Here is a 25,525-nt window from a genome sequence, read left to right on the forward strand (position 1 = left end):
AATTGTCAACTTTTCGTAATTTCGCGTATTCAATGAGGGTAATCGCCAAACGAACGTTGAAAGATTATTGGACCAAGCATGCCAATTGCCGAAAGGAGTTAGAGGAATGGTATGGAGTAGCAATAAAAGCGGAATGGGCTTCTCCAAAGGATGTAAAACAAACCTATCCTAAAGCAAGTATTGTAAGCAACAATCGAGTAGTTTTTAATATTGTAGGTGGCAATTTTCGGTTGGTTGTAAAAATTGCCTACCGAGGTAAAATTTGTTTTGTTCGATTTATTGGTACACATAAAGAATATGATACGATAGATGTAGCAACGATATGAAGACGAGTTTAGAAATTTCAGTTATTAGGAGTGAAGCGCAATACAGAAAGTATCTAGCGGAGGTTGATCATTTAATGGATATTGATCCTCCAATGAATTCACCTGATGGAAGATTGTTAGATACATTGGTCATTTTAATTGAAGCTTATGAAAAGCAGAAAGGATGGGAACTGCCAGAGCCTGATAGCCCCGTAGAGGTAATAAAGACTAGAATGGAAAATCTTGGCTTAAAGCAAACTGACTTGGTTGACGTAATTGGCGACAAAAGTGTGGTTTCAAAAGTACTAAATGGTTCTAGAAAATTGACGTATTCTATGATTGCTCCACTCAGTCGATTGTTAAAAGTACCAGCAGAATTGTTATTAGAGAGCAGGTAAACAAATAAAATTCCCAACGCTCCAAGTCCTAATCCCGAAACCCATGACAGACCACTCTCTTTATCTCAAAAACCTTTGGTACCTGGCCTTTCACAGTTCTTTTTTGAAGAAAGGCAGATTGCTTGGCAAAGAAATCTGTGGTGAGAAAATTGTTCTTGGTCGCGATGCAAGCGGCAAACCTTTTGCCTTGCGTGATAACTGCCCACACCGGGGTGTGCCGCTGTCTGCCGGGTGGTTCAAAGACGATACTATTCAATGTTGCTACCACGGTTGGCAATTCAATACCCAAGGCACTTGCACCGGCATACCCGCCATGCCACCCGATGCGACTTTCGATCCAGCGAAGATTAAGGTATTTCAATATCCGGTTGAAGAAATCAACGATACGATTTGGGTGTACATACCAGATAAAAAATTACCAACTACTGTCCCCAAGCTAACTGCACCCAATTTGTTATTGCAACCCGGACAAAAATTCAAGCATGTAGAAACGGTAATCATGCCAGCCGATATTGACCATTCTGTTATCGGATTGATCGACCCCGCGCACGTTACCTTTGTGCATCAATCGTGGTACTGGCGCTCGGCAAAAAAACTAAAGCTGAAAGAGAAAAAGTTTGAGCCCACACCACTGGGTTTCAAAATGGTGCGACACGCGCCATCCACCAATTCAAAAGGCTATGGAATTTTAAAAGGAGGCACGAGTACCGAAATCACTTTTGAAATTCCTGGCATTCGCACCGAACATATTTTGGTAGGAGAGAAGAACCAAGTAGTATCCATCACAACGCTTACACCTCTGAACGACAAGCAAACCGAACTCACGCATATTTTTTATACCGACATCGCTCTGGCCAACTGGTTGTGGTTTCCGCTCAAGCAATTGGGCAAACAATTTATCGGACAAGACTTGGGCGTGTTCAACAAACTCAACGAGGGCCTTCAATCTAAACCAACCTTGTCGCTAATTGGTGAGCCCGATTTACAAGCGCGCTGGTATTACGAGATCAAAAGGCTTTGGGCATTGTCACAGCAAAACAATGAGCCATTTGTAAATCCGGTGAAGCCGCAGGTGCTGCATTGGGTGACGTAATTTATTTGTAATTCCCTACTTTGCTCTAATACCTTCAATTTTTTTGGGTTTGATTGCTATTATCTTTTTGGCAATTGACTTTAATCATGTAAACAATGGTAAAATCATTTTAAAAAGATGCAATGACTCAATCAAATATCAACTACTGCTAACCATGATAGTTTTCCGGATAATTCAAAAAATAATCTGCTAATCTGCGGTTGACATTGAACTTATCTCACTAAATCCATAAAATTCAGCTATCTTTGCGGCCTTAAATTTTGAAATTTAGACGCAGAACAGCCTTTTATGGAAGTAGAAAAAATCAGGAACATCGCCATTATCGCCCACGTTGACCACGGCAAAACAACTTTGGTTGACAAACTATTGCATGCCGGTCATCTTTTTAAAGACCACGAGAACCCAGGCGAGCTAATCATGGACAGCAATGACTTGGAGCGCGAGCGAGGAATCACCATTTTGGCCAAGAACGTTTCTGTACGCTATAAAGATTATAAAATTAACGTGATAGACACCCCTGGTCACAGTGACTTTGGAGGTGAAGTGGAGCGCGTATTGAACATGGCCGATGGTTGTTTGCTATTGGTGGATGCGTTTGAAGGCCCAATGCCTCAAACCCGTTTTGTATTGCAAAAGGCGTTGCAATTGGGCTTAAAGCCGATTGTGGTTATTAATAAAGTAGATAAGAAAAACTGTACACCAGACGAAGTACACGAGTCGGTATTTGATTTAATGTTTGCGCTTGACGCGAATGAAGATCAGCTCGATTTCCCTACTTTCTATGGTTCGGCCAAGCAAGGCTGGATGAGCGATGATTGGAAAAAACCTACTACCGATATCAACGCGTTGATTGAAGGTGTGATCAAATACATCCCCGCACCAAAGATTGACGTTGGCCCCACACAGTTGATGATTACTTCATTGGAGTACTCGTCTTACATTGGTCGTGTGGCGATTGGTCGCATTCAGCGAGGAAGTGTAAAAGCTGGACAATTTGTGGTATTGGTAAAACGCGATACAGGTGCGATTGTAAAAACCCGTATTAAAGAGGTTTACGTATTTGAAGGCTTTGATAAGAAGAAAGTAGAAGAGGTAAAGGCTGGCGATATTTGTGCGTTGGTGGGCTTGGAAGGTTTTGAAATTGGTGATACCGTTGCCGATGTTGAAAAACCCGAGGCATTGAAATCGATCAAGATTGATGAGCCTACGATGAGCATGCTTTTCACGATTAACAACTCACCTTTCTATGGTAAAGAAGGCAAGTTTGTTACCTCACGTCACATTAAAGAGCGTTTGGATAAAGAGTTGGAGAAGAACTTGGCGTTGAAAGTTGGCGATACGGGTTCTGCCGATAGCTTCTTGGTATTTGGAAGAGGCGTGTTGCACTTGTCCGTATTGATTGAAACCATGCGCAGAGAAGGATACGAGTTACAGATTGGTCAGCCGCAAGTAATCTTCAAAGAAATTGATGGCGTAAAGTGTGAGCCAATGGAAGAATTGACCATCGATTTACCCGAAATCGTAGCAGGCAAGGCGATCGAAACGGTATCGCAGCGAAAAGGCGAAATGACGAACATGGAACCAAAAGCTGACCGCATGATTTTGAAATTCATGATTCCGGCCCGAGGCATTATTGGTTTGCGAAATTATTTATTGAACGTAACAGCCGGTGAAGCGATTGTTACACATCGTTTCAAAGAATATCAACCGTACAAAGGAGAAATTCCAGGTCGCATCAATGGCTCTTTGATTTGTATGGAACAAGGTGAAGCCATTCCTTACAGCTTGCACAACCTGCAAGACCGTGGTAAATTTTTCATTGACCCTAGTGATGCTGTCTACGAAGGGCAGGTAGTGGGCGAAAATAATCGCAGTGGGGATTTGGTGATCAACATTACCAAAACCAAGAAATTGACCAACATGCGTGCCACCGGATCAGAAGAGAAGATGACCATCCGCCCCGCAGTAAAGTTTTCGTTAGAAGAAGCGTTGGAATACATTCAAGGAGATGAGTACGTGGAGGTAACACCCAAGTCGATTCGTTTGAGAAAAATTTACTTGACCGAAAACGACCGTAAGCGTTACGCGAACAAGGCAACCGTAACTGCATAAGCACCTAAAGTTTCTTTTTTGATGTATTCAAAAAAAACAGTTTCAATGACCAAACTCGTGATGAGTTTGGTCATTTCATTTTCAACCCATTTTGTTTTTGCGCAAGGGATTGATAAAGCACTGGAAGCACAGGCCGATACCTTGGTGGAGCATCAAGAGTATGGCAAGGCAGTCGGCATTTATTCTAAAATCATAGCCAAATCAAAAACTGAAAAAACACACCGCATACAGTATAAAAGAGCGGTTTGCTTTTATTACTTGGGCGAATTTCAAAAAGCGATAGAAGATGTTACGCAGTTCATACCAGAGTATCCACAAAGTCATCAAGCCTACATTCTTCGGGCGTTGGCCTATCGGCAGTTGGGAGATTTGGATAACCAATTAAAAGACATAGAAAAAGCAACCGAGTTGCAGGCCGGTAACACACAATTGATCAAGTGGCGAGGCTCGCTGTATATCGAGAAGGGCGAGTTTGCCAAAGGCAAAGATGATTTGTTGTTGGCCAAAGCATTTGAAGACGATGCCGAACTTGAAACCAATTTGGGCATGGCGTATCAATCGTTGGGCAATTTGCAAGAAGCCATCAATTGCTTCAATCAATCCATTGTGCTAGATGTTACCTATAGCCCCGCCTACTTGTATGCGGGAAGCTTTTTGTTGGAAGAAGCCCACTATGAAAAAGCACTTGTTTATTTTGATTTACTGTTGCGCCTGGAACCCGACAATGCCTCCGCGCTTTTTTACAGAGGCGTGGCGTTGGTGGAATTGAAACGCGAGAAGGAGGGATGCCGCTGCTTGCAGAAGGCATTTAGTGCCGGGCAAGATGACGCTCTCGGTTACCTCAAGGAGTATTGTTACGATGTATTCAAATAGTCCTTCTTTCTTTACGACTTATTCTCTTTTGTTCGCAACGAATTTCCTTGCGATTTTTTGAGTTTGGGCAAACTCCAAACATAGTTGCGAAGGTCTTAGGTCACCCACTAATCTTGAACGTACAACATCAGTGGTACCCAAATGCCATGTGGCCAATATACTTTTGCTCGGTTGCTTTGGTGGATCAAATCGGTAATCCAGCTAAGGATTTGGGTTATCCCTAATCCAAGAACGATCGAGATGAGGATAGTGACGTATTCAAAAGCGCTGATGATGTGTGTAAAATCTTTCCAAATAAATGAAAAACCCTTTACAATACTTGTTTTTTCTGTCTTGTGTTTAGCAAAATGTGTAAAAAGTGGTTAGGTCTTAGTCAGTTCCGAGACCTTGGGTTACCACCAAAATAATTATCTTGCAAGTCTTTAAAATAAATTTGAAAAAATGTGTTTGCGGTGTAGATTTGTGCAATTCTAATAAAAGCGGATACCTAAACTCGCTACGATGAAGTACAAAATATCTGATTTAGTAAAGCTTCTCACACTCGCACTGATTGTTTCCCTAAGTAATCCTTCTTTTTCGCAAGACATCCCTACGGATGCGGCAAGCATTAAAGCGGGCGAGGAGTTATTTAACGGCAACTGTAAATCATGTCACCGGGTAGATAAAAAATTGGTGGGGCCTGCACTGGCAGGGGTGCAAGATAGGGCTCCTTCCATTAAATGGATTTTGGAATGGGTGAAAAATCCCGCCAAGGTGATTGCCAGTGGCGATGAGTATGCCAATAAAATCTATAACGAATACAACAAAAGCCAGATGACGGCTTTTACCAGTTATACTGATGCCCAAATCTTGAGCATCTTAGGTTATATAAAAGCTTACAAAGCTCCAGAAGCCACCCCTACTACCGTTGCTGGTGCCCCTGCTGGTGGAGCAGCCGGAATTCCAAGTGAATACCTCAACCTCATTGTGGGTGGAATGATTTTGATCTTGGTGTTGATGGTAGTGATTTTAGCACTAATTGTTTCGGCATTAAAGAGATTTTTGAACCAAAAAGAACTTAGCGAAGATGATGAGCAGGTGGTAAACTCACCTTATACGCTTGCAACTATTACCAAAAGCTCGGGCTTTATATTTGTCGTGGTATTTATTGTGGCCGCCATCGTGTTTAAAACCACCATCGATGGGTTGTACTCCATTGGTGTTCAGCAAGATTACGCACCCAAGCAGCCAATTGCTTTCTCACACAAATTGCATGCAGGCTCTTACGAAATCAACTGCAAGTATTGCCACACAGGCGTGTTAAAGGGCAAGCAAGCCAACATTCCTTCACCTAATATTTGTATGAACTGCCACACGCAGATCAAACAAGAGTCTCCTGAAATCCAAAAGATCTATTCTGCTATTGGCTATGATCCTAAAACAGCTTCCTACACGGGCAAGCAAAAGCCCATTGAGTGGGTTCGCATTCACAACCTGCCAGACTTAGCTTATTTTAACCACGCCCAGCACGTAAATGTAGGTGGCATTGAATGCCAAACTTGCCATGGCCCTATTCAAGAGATGGAAGTAGTGAAGCAATATTCTCTATTAACAATGGGTTGGTGCATCGATTGCCACCGCAAAACGGATGTGAACAGTAAGGGCAATGCCTATTATGATAAGCTCAATGAATTGCACAAGGGCTCTAAGAAGACCATGAAAGTAGAGGACATTGGTGGCTTGGAGTGTGCGAAGTGTCACTATTGAGAAGAAGGTAGGAGTTTAGGTTATAGTAGTCAGAAGAAAGAAACTAAGCAGTAGGGATAAACGGTTGTTAGCTTTGGGCATTAGGCCTAAAGCAAAAGAGAAAAGAATATCAGAACATAATTATATATGGGTAGTACCAAAAAGACATATTGGAAAGGTTTGCCAGAGTTGAAAAACGACCCGGCTCACGTAAAACATGCCGATAAGGAGTTTGTTGACTTGGGCGTGCAGGAGGACCCCGGTCACTCGCGCAGAGATTTCTTGAAGATGATGGGCTTTAGCGTAGCTGCTGCTTCGTTGGCAGCGTGCGAAGCGCCTGTTCGCAAGGCTATTCCGTATATCGTTAAGCCGGTTGATGTTGACCCCGGTATCCCGAATTACTATGCCTCCACGTATGTAAATGGTGGGGATTATTGCAGTATAGTAGTTAAAGTTCGTGACGGACGTCCGATAAAATTAGATGGCAACGCGCTTTCTAGCGTAACCAAAGGCGGCACCAGCGCTCAAGTAGAAGCTTCCGTTCTTTCTCTTTATGATAACTATCGCTTGCGTGGACCTAAAAAGGGTGGTGAAAATTCAGATTGGGATTCCATTGATGGAGAAATCACTTCAAAATTAGATGACATTGCCGGCAAAAGCGGCCAGATCAGGATTATAAGCAACACAATCTTAAGCCCTAGCACCAAAGCAGCGATTGAAAAATTTAAAGTAAAATACCCAACTACCACACATGTTCAGTACGACCCGATTTCGTATTTCGGTATGTGGAAGGCAAATGAAGAATCGTTTGGCAAGGGATTGATTCCAAGCTATGATTTTAGCAAGGCAAAAGTGATAGTAAGTGTGGGTGCTGATTTCTTGGGCACATGGCTTTCACCAATCGAGTTCACCAAAGGCTATGCGGTGAACCGCGAAGTGAGCGAAGAGAAACGCGACATGTCCCGCCATTATCAATTTGAAAGCAATCTATCCTTAACAGGAGCCAATGCCGATTATCGCGGCCAAATGAAACCTTCGCAAGAAGGAGCGGTGTTGGCACAGATCTATAATATAGTGTCGGGTGGTTCTGCTACCGATAGCGGAGTAACGTATGTTGAAAAGGCTGCCAAAGAATTGCTGGCCAACAAAGGTGCCAGCTTGGTAGTTTGCTCATCCAACGACAAAGAGACCCAAGTGTTGGTGAATGAAATTAACAATATGTTGGGCAATTATGGTACTACCATTTTACCAAGTTTGCCTGTTCACTTCCGCCAAGGAAATGATGAGGCCATGGCCACTTTCGTGGAAGAAGCGAAAGGCGGAAAAGTAGATGGCGTAATTTTCTACAACTGCAATCCGGTGTACGATCACCCGATGGGTGCAGCGTTGGCCGTTTCGTTGAAGGGAATGGCGTTAACGGTTTCTACTTCTTACACGCCCGATGAAACTGCTTCATCGGTTGCCTATTTAGCACCTGATCATCACTACTTAGAATCATGGAACGACTTTGAACCAAAGCCCGGTCATTACAGCTTATCACAACCTGCCATTACTCCGCTTTTCAAATCGCGCCAAGCGCAAGAGAGCCTTATGGTGTGGGCAGGCGAAAAGGAGGTAGAGTACTTCTCATTCGTGAGTGAAAACTGGAAGAAGTGGTTCTACGAAAAGCAAAATGCCGAAGGCAGTTTTCAGACTTTCTGGGATAAGTGCTTGTATAATGGAGTGTATGAATTTACAGCCGATACAGAAGCCGTAAACTTCACCTCACATGCTTCAGAAGCATTGGCTGCAGTTTCTGCGAAGAAAGCAGCAGGTCAATTTGAATTGGTGATTTACGAAAGCTACGGAATCGGAAACGGCTCGATGGCCAATAACCCATTGTTGCAAGAATTGCCCGACCCGATTACAAAAGCCACCTGGGATCATTATGCAACCATTTCACAAACAGATGCTTCGAAATTTTTCAAAATCGATAACGATGCGGAAGGTCACACAAAATTCATAAGCATTACCGTAAATGGGAAAACTATTGAGCTTCCTGCCTTGATTCAACCTGGCCAAGCAGTTGGTACTATTGGTGTAGCGCTGGGTTATGGAAGAACAAAAGTAGGGGCGGTGGCCGAAAACCTTGGTGTAAATGTTTACCCTATGGTAGCGTTGGCGGCTGGTTCACTTGATTATAACGCAATAAGTGCATCTGCCAAGATCGTAGACAAGTCATTCCAATTAGCGCAAACGCAAATTCACCAAACCTACATGGGTCGTGAAAATGTGATTCAAGAATCAGTCTTATCTGAATTTAAGAAAGATGCTAGAGCTGGACGATACAATCCAGAGGTAACCAATTGGGAAGAGAAAGTAGAGGCGAAAGATGTGTCGCTTTGGAAAGGTCACGAATACAAGAATCACTATTGGGGCATGTCCATCGATTTGAACACGTGTACCGGCTGCGCGGCTTGCGTGGTAGCTTGTAATGTGGAGAACAACGTGGCCATGGTGGGCAAGCAAGAAGTAATCAATAGACGTGAAATGCATTGGTTACGCATCGATCGCTATTACAGCAGCGATGCCAAGCCAGGCGATTTCACCGAAATGGAAAAGGCGGCCAACAATCCGGAAGTTACTTTCCAGCCGATGATGTGCCAGCATTGTAATAACGCACCGTGCGAAACGGTTTGTCCGGTTGCTGCCACTACACACAGTACCGAAGGCTTAAATCAAATGACCTACAACCGTTGCATTGGCACACGCTATTGCGCGAACAACTGTCCCTATAAAGTACGCAGGTTCAACTGGTTTAAATACCACGATAACCAACAATTCTATTCGGTAAACCCTGCCATGAATACCGACTTGGGCAGAATGGTGTTGAACCCTGAAGTAACCGTGCGTTCACGTGGTGTGATGGAGAAATGTTCCTTCTGTGTGCAGCGCATTCAAACAGGAAAACTGACAGCCAAAAAAGAAAGACGCCCATTGAACGATGGCGAGGTAATTACTGCTTGCCAAGCAGCGTGTACAACTGGTGCGATTGTGTTTGGTGATATGAATAATCCGGAAAGTAAAATCAGCAAGTTGTTGAAAATTGAAAGTGACCCGAAGCGTCCGTACGGCATCGACAAGAAAATTGGCAACCCACGTGCTTACCGCGTGTTGGAAGACATAGGTGTGAAGCCAAACGTTTTCTATCTCACCAAAATCAGAAACAAAGACGAACACAAAGAACACGCTTAACTATTGACAATCGACTATTGACTAATTAATATGCAAGTAACTTCTTCGATACGCGAACCTTTAATTACCGGTGGCAAAACCCTCCGCGATGTTTCGGAAGACATCAGCCGCCAGGTAGAAGGTAAACCAACCGGCCTTTGGTGGATTGCAATGGGCATTTCACTTTCGTTGTTAGGCTTTGGCTTTTACTGCCTGTGCTTCCTGTTGTGGGAGGGCGTGGGCGTTTGGGGCCTAAACAAAACAGTAGGTTGGGCGTGGGACATCACCAACTTCGTATGGTGGGTTGGTATCGGTCACGCGGGTACTTTAATTTCAGCTATTCTTTTATTGTTCCGCCAAAAGTGGAGAATGTCTATCAACCGCGCAGCCGAGGCAATGACTATCTTTGCCGTTATTTGTGCCGCTACGTTCCCATTCGCCCACATGGGTCGTTTGTGGTTAGGTTTCTATTGGGTATTCCCTTTGCCAAATACATGGGGTTCGTTATGGGCTAACTTCAACTCACCACTGTTGTGGGATGTGTTTGCCATTTCTACTTACTTCTCTGTTTCATTGGTATTTTGGTACATGGGTTTGATTCCTGACTTTGCCGTGATCAGAGACAGAGCGGTTCGTCAAGGAAATAAATTGCGCGCTCAAATTTACAATGCCTTGAGCTTTGGATGGGATGGCGCTGCAAGAACCTGGAGTCGTTATGAATCAGTTGCGTTAATCTTGGCGGGTCTATCCACGCCACTGGTACTTTCGGTTCACACCATCGTATCCATGGACTTCGCGACTTCGGTCATACCGGGATGGCACACCACTATCTTCCCGCCCTACTTTGTGGCCGGTGCGATTTTCTCAGGTTTTGCCATGGTGTTAACCTTGTTGTTGGTAACACGTAAAGTTTTTAAGCTGGAAGATTACATCACCATCTACCACGTGGAGTTGATGAACATTGTTATCATCATTACAGGTTCGATTGTGGGTATCGCCTACATCACTGAATTCTTTGTTGCTTGGTATGGTCAGGTACCGGCTGAGTATTACGCGTTTTATAACAGAGCTACTGGCCCTTATTGGTGGGCTTACTGGTCAATGATGACCTGTAATGTAATTTCACCTCAGCTTTTTTGGTTCAAAAAAATCAGAACCAACTTGGTGGCTACTTTCATCTTATCCATTATTGTAAACATAGGTATGTGGTTCGAGCGGTTTGTAATCATCGTTACTTCGCTGCACCGCGATTATGTGCCGTCAAGCTGGTCGATGTTCCACCCGACTATTTACGATATGGGTGAGTACATTTTCACATTCGGGTTGTTCTTTACCGCCTTTTTCTTATTTGCTAAATTCTTCCCGGTAATCAATATGGCAGAAGTAAAAAGTATTATTAAATCTTCCTCAGAAAAGAAACATTAATTATGGAGAGCAATAAACATTTTGTTGTCGGGATTTTTGAAGATGAAGATGTGTTGGTGCAAGCAGTGGAAAACACCCGTGAGAAAGGTGTAAAAATTCACGAAGTGTATTCACCTTTTCCGGTGCACGGCTTAGATGAAGCGCTGGGTTACAAGCGTTCACGTTTGCCAATTGCAGCCTTCATGTTTGGCGCCACAGGCACTTCATTAGCATTGTTGATGCAGATATGGATGTTGGGCTACGATTGGCCGATGATCATTGGTGGTAAAAACCACGCCTCGTTGCCCCCCTTTGTTCCCGTCACTTTTGAATTGACTGTATTGTTGGCAGCGTTTGGCATGGTGGGTACTTTCTTTATCGTGAGTGATATGAAACCTTACAAATATCCTCGTCAATTTGATTTAAGAAGCACCGATGACAAGCATGTGATGGCCATCGATTTGGCAGCGAACAAAATGAGCAAAGAAGAGATTGCTTCGATATTAAAAGCACAAGGAGCATCGGAAGTAAATGAAAAGAGTTTCTAAAAAGGAGTATTAATAGACAGCGATTATGCGATTACTAAACTTTTTATTGTGCCTATCGGTGGTAGCCATCTTGGCCTCTTGCAAGGCGAAGGGAAATTACCAGGGATTAGAGTACGCACCCAATATGTATCATTCGGTGGCATACGAGCCACTTTCACAAATCACCGACTTAGATGAAGGTACATTTACCAATGCATTGGATAACGGTCGTGGTGAGTTTTATAACTCCAATCAGTACAATCCTTATAAAATGAACTTGAGAACCCCACCGGCTCATGTAGTAAGGCGAACGGCTTCAGGTTGGTTGCCCTATCGTGGAGGAAACGATACTACGAGTTTGCGCATGGCCAATAAGTTGGCTAGTCCGTATTTGAACGACAGTACACCTGCTATTTTATCACAGGGCAAAGCTGCTTATGAAATGTATTGCCAACACTGCCACGGTGCCAAAGCGGGTGGTGATGGAAAAGTTGCCGCAGGCGTAACTATTGATGGCGTAGAGCATAGCGTTTATCCGGGTGTGGCCAACCTAAAAGGAGATGCTTATAAGAATATTACTGAAGGCCACATTTTCCATGTGATTACTTATGGAAAAGGATTGATGGGAGCGCACGGATCGCAAGTAAGCGAAGAAGATCGTTGGAAGATTGCCCGGTACGTAAAACAACTTCAAAAGAATTAATTTCCAGATAATGATAGCGGACGAAAAATATATTTTCAAAGCAGCCACACAACGCAAACTTTTCATCTTGATTGGAGTTGGGTTGTTGGTATTTGTGTTGGGTGTCATTTTGGCCATGAACTCCGGTGGACACCATGAAGAAGAGCATGCCACTGCCGAAATTGCTAAATCATTGGTAGCAAGTGCCGATCAGCATCCAACGGAGCACGCTACAAAAGAGGCGGGTGAGCACCATGCAGAAACTCCTGTTTGGTTACAACGCGTTTATTCTTCACTCTGGCACAACAATATTTTCTTCGCTGGTCTTGGCATCATCGGTTTGTTTTTTATTGCCATTCAATATGCTGCACAAGCAGGCTGGTCAGCACCCATTAAGCGCGTGCCATTGGCCATGGGATCTTGGATTCCTTTCGCAGGTATATTGATGTTGGTATTGTGGTTTGTGGTGAAAGGGCATGTGTTTCATTGGTCGCACCCAGATGTATATGTAAAGGGCGGTGAGCATTATGATAAAATATTAGATCAAAAATCAGCTTACTTCTTTGGCCCATTCGGCAAAAGCTTTCCAATATTCTACATCTTAAGAATGGTATTGTTCTTTGGTTTGTGGTATTGGTTCTTTACTTGGATCAAAAAAGAAATGTTGGCTGAAGACATTGACGGTTCTGAAAAGCATTGGTTTACTGCCCGCAAAATATCAGCCTACTTCTTAGTGGTTTTTGCGGTGAGTTCATCCGTTGCCGCTTGGGACTGGGTGATGAGCATTGACCCGCACTGGTTTAGCACCATGTTTGGTTGGTATGTGTTCGCCAGTTGGTGGGTAACTGGTTTGGCAACCATTACGTTGATTGTGGCCAACTTGAAAGGAGCGGGCTACATGAAAATGGTTACATCGAACCACTTGCATGATCTTGGTAAGTTTGTATTCGCTTTCAGTATTTTCTGGACATACATTTGGTTCTGCCAGTTTATGTTGATTTACTATTCTAACCTGCCAGAAGAAACGATTTACTTTATTCAACGCATGCGCACTTCGCCCTACGGTTGGATATTTTACGCAAATATTTTCTTAAACTTTATCCTTCCCTTCTTGTTATTAATGACGAGAGATGCAAAGCGTCAAATGTCAATGTTGAAGGTTGTGTGCCCGATTGTAATCACAGGTCATTGGTTCGATTTCTATAATATGATTACTCCTGGCTCGATGAAGGAGAATGGAGGAGTAGGTTTTATTGAAATTGGTTTGGCACTCGTCTTCATGGGAATGTTCTTGTACGTTGTTTTAAATGCGCTTTCAAAAATGCAATTGGTGGCCAAGCACCATCCGTTCATGCAAGAAAGCTTGAATCATCATATTTAATTTTTGTTAACAGAATAAAGGCAGCAATATGAATTGGATTATCGGGTTGGGTGTAGTTCTGGTACTGACAATACTCTACATGATTTTCAGAATTGGAAATTTGGTGGAAGTGGTTAAAAGCAAAAAAGAAGAACCATTTTCACTTACGTGGAATAATATCAATGCTTATTTGTTTATGGCGTTCATGCTCTTTGGTTTGATTGGGTTCTTTTGGTATTCAATTGCCAATTTTACTGACTACGATCCACCAGTAGCATCTAAACACGGGCTTGTTACCGATGGTCTTTTTTGGACTACTATGTGGATTACGGTGGCAGCTTTTACCGTTATCTTCATCATCATGTTCTGGTTTACGTTTGCTTATCGCTACGATAAAAATAGAAAGGCAGCGTTCTTTGCCGATAATCACAAATTAGAAATTGCGTGGACAGTTATTCCAGCTATTGTATTGGCATTGTTGATTTTTAAGGGTCTTCGTGCATGGAATGACATCACGGGCCCTGCTAGCAAAGATGCAATGGTGATTGAGCTGGTAGGTCAGCAATGGTTGTGGATGGCACGCTACCCTGGCACTAAAGATAAGGAGTTAGGTAAGCACAATTATAAACTGATTGATGCTTCCAATGAATTTGGTTTGGATCTAACCGACAAAAATTCATTTGATGATTTCAAATCATTGGCACTTCATATTCCGGTTGGCAAAGAAGTGTTGTTGAAGATTCGCGCTAAAGATGTTTTGCACTCAGTATTTCTACCACACTTCCGTGTGAAGATGGACGCTGTGCCTGGCATGCAAACACAGTTCAAGTTTACAGCTACCAAAACCACGCAACAAATGCGCGATGAGTTGAACAATCCAACCTTCAACTACGAAATGGCGTGTACCGAAATTTGTGGGAGAGGTCACTTCTCGATGAAATTTCCTGTAGTGGTAGATTCAGAAGAAGAATATGCTGCTTGGTTGGCCACACAAGAATCTTGGTTGAAACAAAACCCTGATTATTTGAAATATGTACCAGCTGAATTAAAAGAGGCGGCCATGATCAAAGCAGGCATTCCATTGGATCATGTTACGGTAGTTCAAACGGCAGCAAACTAATGATTTGAAGAGACGATAAAAGAGACGATTTATGGCAACTCATACAGCATCACACGCACACGATGATCACGCTCACGAACATGAGCACCATGGAAATTTTTGGACGACCTACGTATTTACCGAAGATCATAAAGTAATCGCAAAACAATTTTTGATTACGGGTATGATTTGGGCATTGATCGGGGGCGTTCTCTCCGTTCTCTTCCGTCTTCAACTTGGTTTCCCGGATGCCAACTTGGCATGGTTAAAGCCCATTCTTGGTGGCTGGTTAACTCCCGAAGGAAAGATTGACCCTGAATTTTATTTGGCGCTGGTAACCATGCACGGAACCATCATGGTATTCTTTGTATTGACAGCAGGCTTGAGCGGAACGTTTAGTAATTTCTTGATTCCGTTGCAGATTGGTGCGCGCGATATGGCGTCTGGTTTCATGAATATGCTTTCGTATTGGTTCTTCTTCCTTTCTAGCGTTGTAATGTTTACCTCTTTGTTTATATCAACAGGGCCGGCTGCGGGCGGTTGGGTAATCTATCCACCCCTTAGCGCATTGCCACAAGCCATTCCCGGTTCTGGGTTGGGTATGACGTTGTGGTTAGTATCCATGGCATTGTTTATTGTTAGTTCACTATTGGGTAGTATCAATTACATCACCACCGTTATCAACATGAGAACGATGGGCATGTCGTTCACTAAGTTGCCATTAACGATTTGGGCATTTTTCTTGACGGCTGTGATTGGTATTCTTTCATTCCCGGTATTGTTTGCGGCAGCGTTGTTATTGATTTTTGACCGCAGCTTCGGCACCAGCTTTTACTTATCAGATATTTACATTGGGGGAGAGGCGTTGCCCAACCAAGGAGGTAGCCCTATTTTGTTCCAGCACTTGTTCTGGTTTTTAGGTCACCCGGAAGTGTACATTGTGTTGTTGCCAGCCTTGGGAATTACTTCTGAAATTATTGCCACTAATTCGCGCAAGCCGATCTTTGGTTACAAAGCAATGGTGGGCTCGATGTTGTTCATTGCGATTTTGTCTTTCGTAGTGTGGGCGCATCACATGTTCGTTACGGGCATGAATCCATTCTTGGGTTCCATCTTTACATTGTTGACCTTGATTATTGCTGTGCCATCGGCTGTAAAAATATTTAACTATGTAACAACGCTTTGGAAAGGCAACATTCGCTTTACCCCTGCCATGTTGTTCTCCATCGGTTTGGTGTCGTTCTTCTTAACGGGAGGTATTACTGGAATTTTCTTGGGTAACTCAGCGGTGGATATTCAATTGCACGATACTTATTTTGTGGTAGCTCACTTCCACTTGGTAATGGGTAGTGCTTCGTTCTTCGGCATGATGGCGGGTGTGTACCATTGGTTCCCGAAAATGTTTGGCCGCATGATGGACGAGAAGTTAGGGTACGTTCACTTCTGGTTAACATTTGTGGGTGTGTACTTGGTATTCTTCCCAATGCACTACATTGGTATTGCAGGCTTCCCTCGCAGATATTACACGTGGACTGCTTTTGAGACATTCAGTGGATTTGCTGATTTGAATATGTTGGTAAGTATAGCGGCCATTGTAACGTTAGGTGCGCAATTCGTATTCTTATTCAACTTCGTTTACAATATTTTCAGAGGCAAATTGGCATCTGCTAATCCTTGGAACGCAACCACCTTAGAGTGGACAACACCTCGCTTGCCGGGGCACGGTAACTGGCCAGGCGAAATACCCACTGTGTATCGTTGGCCATATGATTATAGCAAGCCCGGTGCAAAAGAAGATTTTATTCCGCAGCACATTCCGTATTCTGAAACACCAGAGTCTAACTTCCCTCACGAGAATGATGAGATTAAGTTGGAGTTGGGAAATGATGCAATTATTGTAGAATCGGTTAAACACTAGAGTTTACAGCACTAGAAGCAAAAGCCCCTGCCAACTGGCAGGGGCTTTTGTTTTGATCTCATTTACATATAAACTCGAGTATTCAGTTATGTTACACCTTATCAGAATGAGGTAGTGGCTAATTAAACTCAAGATTGTGAAAGGTTTATTTGGTGAGGATTTTAGACATACTTCTAATTTTAAAAGCGATACTTTCTTATTTGGTTGTTGTTAAAATTATTTTTTTGATAGTTTTTTCTACCGAATGTTAACCTTGGAATAATTTTTAATAGTTTTGGTTAAACAAAATCGAATCTGCCATCACCGTATGGTAGCAGGCAATATTATTTATTTATTAGAATACCTATTTTTCTTATAGAGTGACTTTCTATGGATCGTCTGCTAGTTTTTAGTTCGTTGATCTGCTGTAAACCTCTTGCGTGCAGTTTTGAGTCTTTGTTTAACCCAGATTTTGCAGTAGAACTATCCAGTCAGACTTAGTGGCAGGTTTATTTTTTGGACATTTGAGAATAATCCATCATACCATTGCCTTCTTTTGAGTGGGACGGACATTTTCAGTACCCATTTTTGGGCTTCCTGCTCCACCCAACTTCCAACTGCAAAGCAGTTGAACCTTAATGTGGAAAGCTTGGGCTGTGGCTGTTTTTGATGGGTTATTTGCCGGAATAGGCTCATCAAATTATAGGCTACCATCACAAAGCGCATAGCTGTTTCAGTAGCACAAAAACTATCCATGCAAAAGCCTTCTGTACCGAAATCTTCTTTCAACTCCTTGATCCTGTTTTCGGCATCACCCCTGCGCTTATATTGTTCCCATATTTCTGTTGCCGGCAGGGCTTGGTTAGTGACAAAGGCATGGTACCTTTTGCGGTACACTTTTTCGTCCGCTATGCCCACGCTGCTGAATAATGTCTTGAGCTTCTTACCCGTTGCCCTGGCCCTGATTTCTTCACTTTGTTTGATGACCACAATCCTACGGGCTTTGCCCCAGCCGCCTTGCTGGTAGTTTATTTCCGATACCCATAAGCCTTCGCCTATCGCATTCCATTGGGTGATACCATAAATGCTGGCTTGTAAATTGGCATACAGCTTACAGGCAATGACGTAGGGGATATTTCTCTGCTCAATGAAATCCAAGACTGTACCGGTACAAAACCCACTATCGGCCCTGAACAACCCTACTGTTTTGTTTTTGAGGATGGCAAAGGTCTCTTCTAAAAAATGGATGCAGTTGCTGTTGCTCCCTGTATTGCCGCTGCGGTTCCAGCAATTGGCCACCATGCGTATGTCATTGACAAAAGCAAACAAGGGATGATGGCTGCCACGGCCAGGCTTCTTGGGGTTGTACCCTTTTTTGCTGCCCTCCTGTTCCCCGTAACGGGTGATCACACTGCTGTCCATATCCAACGTGTAATTGTCGAATTGGATCTGCTCAAAAAACCACGTGTACAGTTCAATGAAAATTTGGTGGTTCATTGAGGGCGTAAACTTTTTAAAGAAACGCCCGAAGGTGGTCCCCGAAGCAACCCGCTTCCATCCAAATATCTGGCGCAACACTTCATCAACCCGCACCACCGCTGTGTGACTAAAACGAAAGCAACCAATCCAGATGCCCACCCAAAAACTCTCTATTATACCCACGGCATCTATCCGGTTGTTACTCTTGCTCTCAGGCAAACCAAGCTCGGCCAACTTCTTGCTGATCCCAGTTTGGTCAATCAATATTTTCATCTCTTTCATCCCGCCCCACGCTGTTACTAATTTATCGGTATAGTGGTGTTCCATATTCAAATATAAGACACCTTGTCACTATTTCATTCTACTGCAAAATCTGGGTTTAAATGCCTTTCGTTTTATTTAATGATGAAATCCCCCAAACTTAATTTTATATGAACACTACCCAAACACGAGAAGAGATGTGCCTGCGTGGCCTGAAAATGAAATTGCTTACCGGTTTTGCGATGAGCCTTTTTGCTTTTGCAAGCTACGGCCAAGTGGCCTCCACCAATGGCAATTTTACCGCCACCACGCCCAGCAACCTATCGTTGCAGGCAGGAGCTACACCCACCACCCGGCTCACCATCCTCAACAGCAACGGCTTTGTTGGCATCAACACAACGGCACCATCCGATTGGCTGCACGTGAACGGCAACGTGAGGGCCAACCAGTTCAATACTGTCAACGGTATATTTAACACCACGGCAGCTGCCACCAACATGTCGTTCAACATCAACGGCACCAACCGCATGACGCTGTTGGCCACCAACGGCAATTTTGGCATCGGCACGGCCGCCCCTGCTGATCTTCTGCACGTGAACGGCAACGTGAGGGCCAACCAGTTCAATACTGTCAACGGTATATTTAACACCACGGCAGCTGCCACCAACATGTCGTTCAACATCAACGGCACCAACCGCATGACGCTGTTGGCCACCAATGGCAATTTTGGCATCGGCACGGCCGCCCCTGCTGATCTTCTGCACGTGAACGGCAACCTGCGCGGCACGCAGCTCAACCTTACGGGGGGCATACTCAATACCACGGCCAGCACCACCGACCTTTCTTTTAGGACCAACAACACGGCACGCATGACCATACTGGGCTACAACGGTTATGTTGGCATCGGTACCAACAGCCCGGCCAACCAGTTACAAATAGGCCCGAGCCCCAATGGCTGGGGGGGAAATGATCTGGTGGTGGCAAATGGCAATGGAGGGCTTGCCATTAGTACTGATGCTACTGAAACCTTCTTGGCTAGTACAAAAGATATCTCTATAAAACCAGGAAATGGCGTACAGTCCATTTACGCAAAATCGGATGGCAACGTAGGCATTGGCACTACTGCACCCACCGAAAAATTATCCATTAAGCAGCCTGGTGCAGCTTTTGCATTGACTGATGCGAGCATAACAAATACTGACTATAGCACCTTCAAAATTTGGGCAAACAATCAAAATGTTTTTGGATTGGGGGTTGGGGCTGAAACTAAAGCCTCCTATAATCCACAACTTCTATTTGATGGATTAAATAATTCAATTATTGCGTCTGGTACATTAGGCATTGGTACTACTACTGTCAATCCTGCGTACAAATTAGATGTAAACGGTACCATCAATGCCACCAGTATTTTGGTTAACGGTCAGCCTATATCAGGTGGCACTTCCTCGTGGACCAACATCGGCACCGATATCAATTTCCTGACTGGCAGTGTGGGGATTGGAAAGGCCCCCGCTGCCGGTAACAAGCTGGATGTTGAGGGGAACGTTAATTCCACAGGCATATTTTTGAATAGCAACCCTGGGCTGGGCGACCCTACCTTTACCACGCGAAGTGCAGGTACTAAATTTGTATTGAGCCCATCTTTGGCATCTGCCGCGGCTGACTATGCTTTTGGGGCTAGCGCCAATACACTTTGGAGTTCGGTAAACACAACTTCATCGTCTTTTAAATGGTTTGGTGGTACCACCCTTGCAGCCACCTTGACGGGAGGAGGCAATCTTACGCTAGGGGGTTCTGGGTCTATCAAAGCAAGGAACGTTATACCCTCTTCGATAAATTTAACTACTGCGGGTGCTACTACTACACTTAACTCCTCAAGTCACTATTACCAAAATTCCACAGTGGCTCAAACGATCAAGCTCCCCGTTGTTACCACCCTCAGCAATGGACATCAATTCTTCATTAAAAACAGTAGCACGCAGCCCGTTACCGTGCAAACCTCCGCTGGCACGGCCTTGCAAGTAATGGCCGCCAATGCCACGCTGGAATTGACCTGCATCAACACGGGTGGCGGCACGGGCACGGCCAGTTGGCAATGGGTGTACAACACCAACACCGCTGGTAGTCCTGCTACTTCGCAATGGACCACCACTGTAAGCAACATAAGTTATGCTGCGGGCAATGTGGGGATTGGAACGTCCACCCCGATTGGCAAGCTCGATATCAACGCTGCAGGCGTTCAATTGCGGCTGTCGGGAGGCACTGTCGCAGGGGGAGTTTGGACTAGCGCTACTGAGCATTTATACCTAGCTGATTGGAACACCGGGACAAAAGGATTACTTATTAACATGACTTCAGGCAATATAGGCATAGGCACCACTTCTCCTTCAGAAAAACTTGAGGTGAATGGAAACGTAAATGTGGGACTAAGCACTGGTGCTACAACTGGTTATGGTAGCCGATTGAATTTAAGGGGTCTTATTGATGATGGCGACCCCATTTGGATGTCGCGTTACAACGCTGGACCTAATCAAACTGAATTACGTGTGAATATCGGGGACGATGTTGGTGGAGAGGATGCCTTTACTGTTGGCAATTTTTTCTATGGTGATGGACAATGGAAGACTTTTATGAAAGTACAGAACAATGGCAACGTAGGCATCGGCACAGCCGCCCCTGATGCAGCCCTTACCGTAAAAGGTACCATCCACACCAACGAAGTGAAAGTTGACCTCAATGTACCCGGCCCCGACTACGTCTTTGAAAAAGGCTACGACCTCATGAGCTTGGAAGAAACCAAAGCCTACATAGATGCCAACAAACACCTGCCCGAAGTGCCCTCGGCCAAAGAGATGGAGAAAAACGGTGTGCAACTGGGAGAAATGAATTTGCTATTGCTTAAAAAGGTGGAGGAGCTGACGTTGTACTCCATTGAGCAAAACCAAAAGCTAAACTACCAACAATCTTTAATTCAAAAACTGCTCACAGAGCTTGACCAATTGAAAGCTGAAAATAAAGCAAATGGAAATAAAGAGAAATAATAAGCTGCCACTTTTTATAAATGAAAAAATAGTTGGGAGGCTCTTAAGAGCTACGTTGTTGCTCCATTTTTTAATGGCATCTTCATTCAATTGCCTTTCGCAAGGCGAGATTCCAGTCGATATGTTTACAGGAACTCCTTCTATCCAAATTCCTTTGTGGTCATTGACAGATTATGACTTGGTAGACAATGTTCAACTAAACTATAAGTCAACTGGCTTGAGAGTAGGGCAGCCAGTGGGTGATTTTGGAATAGGATGGAGTTTACAAGCAGGAGGCTCGATAACCAGAGAAGTGAAAGGGCTGCCGGATGATTTTCAAGGTGTGGGTGCTGATCTACGTAGGGGTTGGTTGTATCTCATATCGGCAGGCAATGGTGTGGCAAGTGATGTTGGAGGATTTACCAATAGTGCCGATTTAGCGGCTGGCTCAAGCTGTACTGACGAAACAACAGATTATAATAATCTAAATGGGTACAATTATAACATTGATACCGAGCCCGATGTATATTCTTACAGCGTTGGAAGCTTTTCAGGCAAATTTGTGTTTGACAACTCAAACTCCACTCCTGTCATTCGCCTAGTTCCGTTTGTTGACATAAAAATTCAACCTATCTTTTCTTCAGCCAGCGACTTTAAAATACAGTCATTTAAAATAACAACAAACAATGGAGTAGTTTACACATTTGATCAACCTGTAATGCAAGACAGGTGGACGGAAAAGTTGGATTGGTCTTTTAATCCGAGTAACCCCGTTCAATTTCGGCAACGAGACTTCTCACTCTACGATTTAGCCAGGTACAATAAAAAAGTAAATTTTGCGAGCGAATGGAAACTGAGTCGAATGGACTCTCCCTCTGGGGCATATATCGTATACAATTATACTTCTTATCTAACCACTTCTATTGAGCCATTTATTGTTGGATTTCGATCACCAACAAGTAGTGGCATCATAAGCAAAAGTATTTTCTCCACCCGCACAGATGGCGAGCAGAAAACACTTGCCTCTATCCGAGCATCTTCGGGGCAGCAATTGACAATTGCGACTTCCGAAAACAAGAGAACTATCTTGGTGTCGGATAGCAGGAGGGCAGTTACATCCATTAAGAGATATGAACTTTCTGTTGGTAGTTTTCTTACCTCTATTCAGGAGATTTCCGGGTGTGACTTATTGCCACCTTACAAATTTACATACGTAGGAGTGACTCCCGATGGCGCAGCGACTGAATACCCGACCCAAACCTCTTTTGAAAAGGACTTCTGGGGTTACTACAACGGAAAGACAAATACACATGCATTCCCTAAGCTTTATGTTTACCCGGCATTGCCACCGTCAGAGCGTTACCGGATTCATCCCATTCCTGGATATAGCGGCCAAGTCTACGTACTAGACGGTAGCGATCGTATACCCAATAGCAACAGCATGCAAATCGGTGTTTTGGAGACGATTCAATATCCGACAGGTGGTGCATCTACGATCAAGTATGAACCAAATAGCTATTACGATCAGTTAAGTGCTCAAACTTTAATTGGTGGAGGCTTGCGGGTTGCCTCTGTTACATATTTTGATGGAATAAATACAGCTTCAAAAATTATCAAGAATTTTAGGTACAATGATGAGTCAGGCCAAACTTCTGGACGGCTATTGACAAAGCCCGCATTTGCCATTCCTACTTACGAATATTGGGATCCCACTACTTCATCCCCTGAAGCTCGCAAGTCATATGCACAGCTTTCTGCTGGATCAGCACAGGAAATGTGGGAATATCTTACTGTCCGGACTGAGGACGACCTATTTTCCACGGAGACCACACGTGATAGTTATATTGGGTATAAGACTGTTACTGTAACCAGACCTGGTTCCGGCTCAGCAAAGTTTGAATTTTCGTTGCCCGGTTCCTTTGGTGAATCTATTAATGGCGATTGGATTTCAACTCAAAATAAATTTGTTAGAAACAGCGCCACCTGCCCCACGATGGGCATTGTTTCAGATGGAGGAACCTACGCATTTCCATATGCTCCAAATACTAATTATGAATATGAAAGGGGTTTGTTGTTGACAAAAACAGAATTTAATCAAGCAGGTACAAAGGTCAGAGAAACAATAAATCTTTATCAGAGCCTAATTGTTCCGGGTACACAGCCGCTAAAAGTATGGGGTTTAAAATACGACCGCTATAGCAATTCCTTAGATGCCTTTTTCTATGGCAAATATTATTATTTGACGGGTGTTCAAAAAGTGGCACTATCAGAAATGGTGACCGTTTTTGATGACGCTGATGTTTCGCGCAAAACCACAAGTAAGACTGAGTTCTTTTATGAAAGTCCGTACCATAAATTATTGAGCCGTGTAAAAACGACCACCAGCGAAGGTTTTATTTTTTCCACCAGGAACAAATATCCTTTAGATTATGGCGCCATTCCTTACAACAGTGACAACTCTTTAAAGATGATCCAAAAGCTTCAGACCTCGTTTAGAAACTCCACGTTTGTTGAACAGGTTCAGTCAGTGAACAAAGGGATGGGCGAGAAAACGGTCTCTGCCAACTTGATAAAATTTAATGAATATGGAACCAGCGTTTTGCCACAGTATATACTCTCACTAAATGCGGCAAATGGTATAACTGATTTTAAAGATTCAAATCAGTTGCTTCAGGGTGGCACCTACATTTTCGATATCGATTCACGCTACCAAATTAAACAGTCAATTGAAGGTTATGACCTTTACCAAAAACCGCTCACTGCAATCGGCACTGATAACATACCAATGAGTACACATTGGGGTTTGAAAAAGACTTTGCCGATTGCTACTGCCAGCAATGCGAAGGCAGGCCAATTTGCTTACTCCAATTTTGAAGCGTTTGGTCTCGCTGTCGATATTTCAGGATTTGAATTTCAGCTAAGTGGCAGTCAAGCGATTGGGATGGGTCGCACAGGCAACAATGCACTTCATCCGGTTGCTAAACTTACCCGAACGATTGACAAGGCTGAGGCGCTCAATTATATATTATCATTTTGGATGAAAAAGCAAAGTGGTTCAGTAGATTTTAACGTGACTATCAAGAATACTTCTTTAACCACTACCTACTATAGCAATACCTTTACGGTTAATCCATCGACTTCTAATTTTGAATATTTTCAGAAAGTAATTCCATCAACATCCTTCCCGGCCAGTTTTGTAATAGAACTGCAAGGTCAATTTGCACCGGGTATTACTGTAGTTTCTTCCAATTCATTATTGCCTGTGATTGATGATGTTCTTTTTTACCCTGACAATTCGGACGTAACAACCTATTCTCACGATCCGGCTTACGGAGTTCAATCGGTGACCAATAGCAGAGGACTCACCCGCTTTACAAAGTATGACAATTTGGGGCGGGCAGTCTACGAGTTGGATCAAGACAATAATATTCTTAAGAAGAATACATATAAGTATGCCGCAACACCAACACCCATTTTGACTGCCAATTTCTCCTGGGCAGACGGTCAAGTCTACGATTTCACAGACATTGTATTTGCTGCGTTTGGCAACGACTGCATTGATGGTGCAACTTATCAATGGGATTTTGGAGGAGGAGTACTGCTCAGTGGAAAAAGTGTTACTTACAACTATTCAACCACTGGCACTAAGGCGGTCATACTAAATGTAACACACCCTACCTATGGTTTTGCAACAGTTACTAGAAGTTTTTCTGTTGCACTGAAGACATGGAATGCAAATATTTGTGCAAAGGGTGTTGCTAACTATAATCAATGTACAGGGGATGTATTACAGACTTATACGTGTAGTTCGATAACCGCTAATCCCCCTAGCCTTGGAACAATTTTTCAAGCTTTATCTTTTACCCTACCCCCGGGCGAGTCAATTGTAGGCTATCAATGGAAGAAAAAATATACCACTGATTTGTATTGGACAAATGTTTCCACTACAACTTCTTATACCGCTTCTTCTCTCTACAATGACCCCGGTTCAATTGATATTCTTTTTGAAGCAACTACTAATACTGGCAGAAAATGTATTGCTGGATCGGCAATTAGTATCACCACGTGCAACTAAGA

16 protein-coding genes are annotated in these 25,525 nt (G+C 43.6%); 15 read left to right on the forward strand and 1 reads right to left on the reverse strand.

Features of this window, described 5'->3' with window-relative positions; translation table 11 throughout:
- The first annotated feature begins 32 nt into the window (after positions 1-32).
- The 13 genes from KA713_03320 to KA713_03380 all read left to right on the forward strand — a co-directional run bounded on the left by KA713_03320 (position 33) and on the right by KA713_03380 (position 16,709).
- Positions 33-326: a type II toxin-antitoxin system HigB family toxin gene (locus KA713_03320; GenBank protein ID UXE67647.1), complete on the forward strand. Its 294-nt coding sequence runs from the start codon at positions 33-35 to the stop codon at positions 324-326.
- Complete coding sequence (locus KA713_03325; GenBank protein ID UXE67648.1) at positions 323-703, forward strand: helix-turn-helix domain-containing protein; 381 nt, start codon at positions 323-325, stop codon at positions 701-703. Before KA713_03320 ends, KA713_03325 begins: the two co-directional genes overlap by 4 nt.
- Positions 704-746: 43 nt before the next feature.
- On the forward strand, positions 747-1,796 hold the full coding sequence (locus tag KA713_03330; GenBank protein UXE67649.1) for an aromatic ring-hydroxylating dioxygenase subunit alpha: 1,050 nt from the start codon (positions 747-749) through the stop codon (positions 1,794-1,796).
- 288 nt (positions 1,797-2,084) lie between these two features.
- Positions 2,085-3,908 carry a translational GTPase TypA gene (gene typA / locus KA713_03335; protein ID UXE67650.1) on the forward strand — a complete coding sequence of 608 codons (1,824 nt, stop codon included), beginning with the start codon at positions 2,085-2,087 and terminating at the stop codon, positions 3,906-3,908.
- A gap of 45 nt (positions 3,909-3,953) precedes the next feature.
- Positions 3,954-4,781, forward strand: a complete 828-nt coding sequence (locus KA713_03340; GenBank protein ID UXE67651.1) for a tetratricopeptide repeat protein — start codon at positions 3,954-3,956, stop codon at positions 4,779-4,781.
- Positions 4,782-5,282: 501 nt separating this feature from the next.
- Entirely contained in the window at positions 5,283-6,527 is a 1,245-nt protein-coding gene (locus KA713_03345; GenBank protein UXE67652.1) for a c-type cytochrome, read from the forward strand.
- Between the two features lie 126 nt (positions 6,528-6,653).
- On the forward strand, positions 6,654-9,740 hold the full coding sequence (locus tag KA713_03350; GenBank protein UXE67653.1) for a TAT-variant-translocated molybdopterin oxidoreductase: 3,087 nt from the start codon (positions 6,654-6,656) through the stop codon (positions 9,738-9,740).
- 30 nt (positions 9,741-9,770) lie between these two features.
- On the forward strand, positions 9,771-11,144 hold the full coding sequence (nrfD, locus tag KA713_03355; GenBank protein ID UXE67654.1) for a polysulfide reductase NrfD: 1,374 nt from the start codon (positions 9,771-9,773) through the stop codon (positions 11,142-11,144).
- Positions 11,145-11,146: 2 nt separating this feature from the next.
- A complete protein-coding gene (locus KA713_03360) occupies positions 11,147-11,671 on the forward strand; it encodes a DUF3341 domain-containing protein (protein ID UXE67655.1) in 525 nt (174 codons plus the stop codon).
- 25 nt (positions 11,672-11,696) lie between these two features.
- Positions 11,697-12,353 (forward strand): cytochrome c, encoded by a 657-nt coding sequence (locus KA713_03365; GenBank protein ID UXE67656.1) that lies wholly within the window; start codon positions 11,697-11,699, stop codon positions 12,351-12,353.
- A gap of 10 nt (positions 12,354-12,363) precedes the next feature.
- Positions 12,364-13,713 (forward strand): quinol:cytochrome C oxidoreductase, encoded by a 1,350-nt coding sequence (locus KA713_03370; GenBank protein UXE67657.1) that lies wholly within the window; start codon positions 12,364-12,366, stop codon positions 13,711-13,713.
- A 79-nt stretch (positions 13,714-13,792) separates the two neighbouring features.
- Positions 13,793-14,812, forward strand: a complete 1,020-nt coding sequence (locus tag KA713_03375; protein UXE69014.1) for a cytochrome c oxidase subunit II — start codon at positions 13,793-13,795, stop codon at positions 14,810-14,812.
- Positions 14,813-14,843: 31 nt separating this feature from the next.
- Positions 14,844-16,709 (forward strand): cbb3-type cytochrome c oxidase subunit I, encoded by a 1,866-nt coding sequence (locus KA713_03380; GenBank protein ID UXE67658.1) that lies wholly within the window; start codon positions 14,844-14,846, stop codon positions 16,707-16,709.
- A 462-nt stretch (positions 16,710-17,171) separates the two neighbouring features.
- Here KA713_03380 and KA713_03385 read toward each other — a convergent pair whose 3' ends face one another.
- The gene (locus KA713_03385; protein ID UXE67659.1) at positions 17,172-18,494 is read right to left on the reverse strand and encodes an IS1380 family transposase; all 1,323 of its coding nucleotides are present in this window, start codon (positions 18,492-18,494) and stop codon (positions 17,172-17,174) included.
- 104 nt (positions 18,495-18,598) lie between these two features.
- On the opposite strand from KA713_03385, the gene KA713_03390 reads away from it, so the two are divergent.
- Complete coding sequence (locus tag KA713_03390; protein UXE67660.1) at positions 18,599-21,469, forward strand: hypothetical protein; 2,871 nt, start codon at positions 18,599-18,601, stop codon at positions 21,467-21,469.
- Positions 21,450-25,523 (forward strand): PKD domain-containing protein, encoded by a 4,074-nt coding sequence (locus KA713_03395; protein UXE67661.1) that lies wholly within the window; start codon positions 21,450-21,452, stop codon positions 25,521-25,523. The genes KA713_03390 and KA713_03395 overlap by 20 nt, the downstream gene beginning before the upstream one ends.
- Positions 25,524-25,525: the final 2 nt, after the last annotated feature.

Origin of the sequence: Chryseotalea sp. WA131a, from assembly GCA_025370075.1 — a bacterium.
Lineage (GTDB): Bacteria > Bacteroidota > Bacteroidia > Cytophagales > Cyclobacteriaceae > ELB16-189.